The following is a 2393-nucleotide window of genomic DNA, read 5'->3' as shown; positions in this document are numbered from 1 at the left end:
GAAATATTCAGACATAGCCTTGTTCTTCCTTTAAGTCATGACTGGATTGATGGTTACCTGAAACGCCGTCGTAAAATGCGGCTGGTAGCTGTTGAATCTGAAGAACTTGTTGAAGCCCCCACGCCCAGTGATATTCAAACGGAAGCTTTGCAGGCACTGCAACAATCACGACTGGATGGATATCAGCGAGGACTGGTGGTTTTGGCAACGGGTCTGGGTAAAACCTGGCTTGCGGCTTTTGATACTCAGCAATGCAAGGCAGAGAAAGTGTTGTTTGTAGCCCATCGTGAAGAGATTCTAATGCAGGCTCAACAAACCTTTGTGCGAATTCGACCTGATGCACGCACCGGATTTTATAATGGCAGGCAGCGAAATAAAGACGCTGATATGCTGTTTGCTTCCGTGCAGACCCTTGGGCGGCAGGAACACCTGAAACAGTTCAGCAGAGATCATTTTGATTATATTGTAGTGGATGAATTTCACCATGCCGATGCCAGAACCTACCGAAACCTTCTCAAGCATTTTGAGCCAACATTTTTGCTTGGGCTGACTGCGACACCAGAGCGAACCGATCAGGCTGATATTCTCTGCCTCTGCGACAACAATTTGGTGTTTGAGCGCAATCTGGTGCATGGCATTAATGTACGTCTACTGACCCCTTTCCATTATTTTGGTATTAATGACAAATATGTCGATTATGATGAAATTCCATGGCGTAATGGCAAGTTTGATACCGGAGCTCTGGAGAATGCCTTTGCTTCCCATAAGCGAGCAGAGCATATTCTGAACCAGTGGCAGGAAAAGAAGCAGGTAAGGACGCTCGGGTTCTGTATATCAAAGCGACATGCAGATTTTATGGCAGCAGTATTTGCCAAAGCAGGGTTTCGGGCGGCAGCGGTTTATAGCGACTCTGAAATTCGCCGACATGAAGCCCTGCAAAAGCTGGAAGCAGGGCAGTTGGATGTACTGTTTTCTGTAGACCTGTTTAACGAAGGGACTGACCTGCCTGCCATTGACACTGTGTTGATGCTTCGTCCTACAGAATCTAAAATTTTGTTTCTGCAACAGCTAGGGCGGGGGTTGCGCCTGCATAAAGACAAGCAGTATCTGGCAGTGATTGATTTTATTGGTAACCATAAATCGTTTCTGAGCAAGCCGGTTGCCTTACACAATAGTCATTCTATCCGACAGGTTACAGAGCAAATTAGACAACAGACGATTACTCTCCCCGATGGCTGTTTTGCCAACTATGACCCGGTAGTGATTGATTTTCTGGAGCGTATGGCTCGCAAGCAAAAAACCAGCATGGTGGATGAGTATCAATCCCTGAAATCACTGCTTGGCTATCGCCCCACTGCCACAGAGTTTTATCATTATCTTGCGGAAACGGGGACTGAATTCAATAGAGTTCGATCTGAGCATGGCAGCTGGTTCAAGCTGCTTGAACATTTGAAAGAGTTGAATAAATCCGAGTCGGAAGTGGCCAATAATCATCATCAGTTTTTACTGGATGGTATAGAGCAGACGAACATGACTAAATGCTTCAAGATGATTTTGCTTGATGCCTTTCTGGAGCTGGATGGTTTTATCTCGGCACCGACCACAGAAGCACTGGCCGCCAGAAGCTGGCATCTACTTAAGCGCCGACCAACGCTGTATAACTCTGAACTGCCTGCTGGGCAGCGAGCAATGTCTGCTGAAGATAACGGCTGGCATAATTACTGGAAAAGAAACCCAATCAAAGCCTTGGCTGATGGAGAAAATACCTTTTTTGAAGTCAGACATGGCCGGTTTACTTTCAAAACGGATGTACAGCGGGAACATCGGGATATTTTGCATCAGCTGGTGCAGGAGCTGGTAGAGCTGAGGCTGGAGCAGTATTGTGTGAGGAAGGGGCTGCGACAAAGCTAGTGATCATTAATATCATGCACTGGGCAACCTGCCCGAGCCAGTAATGCCCCACAGATTTTGCTGACGAGGCAAAAAAACTATGTCTATTCTTTGGACTATTGAATTTCAGACTGCCATAGCCTGGGAAAAATTGGGCTTTATATAGGCAGGCTTTTGTTTCTGTAATGGATGGAGAAACTAAAGTTTCAACGTTGACTATTACAGAAACTCCTATTGCCGTGAGGCACCAAGCACTCTTCGTGAGTCATTCCACACAGCAGCTTCCCTGCTGCAATGACATCAGAGCTTAATCACTCTGGCAAGCGTGTTGTTCTGACCGTCAGAATAACTTGTCACATTTGCTGACCATTTCTCAGAGCGTGAATACCTGTGTTTGCCATCACCCATTACATCGGGACACAGGTAAGTGCGCACTGAAATCTGGTTGCAGCGCATTTTCAAAAAGCCGTTTCAAGAGACCCTTTCTGGATATATTGGCATCC

Annotated in this window: 1 protein-coding gene; it reads left to right on the top strand. The window is 46.3% G+C overall.

Annotated features, from left to right (window positions below):
* Positions 1–1911, top strand: a 1911-nt coding sequence (locus KDK19_RS23230) for a DEAD/DEAH box helicase (protein ID WP_257293051.1), incomplete at its 5' end; no start/stop codon positions are given.
* Positions 1912–2393: the final 482 nt, after the last annotated feature.

The organism is Endozoicomonas sp. ONNA1 (genome assembly GCF_024606325.1).
GTDB lineage: Bacteria > Pseudomonadota > Gammaproteobacteria > Pseudomonadales > Endozoicomonadaceae > Endozoicomonas_A.
Note: the sequence above shows the minus strand (reverse complement) of the source record. Positions and strands in the feature narration are given on the sequence as shown.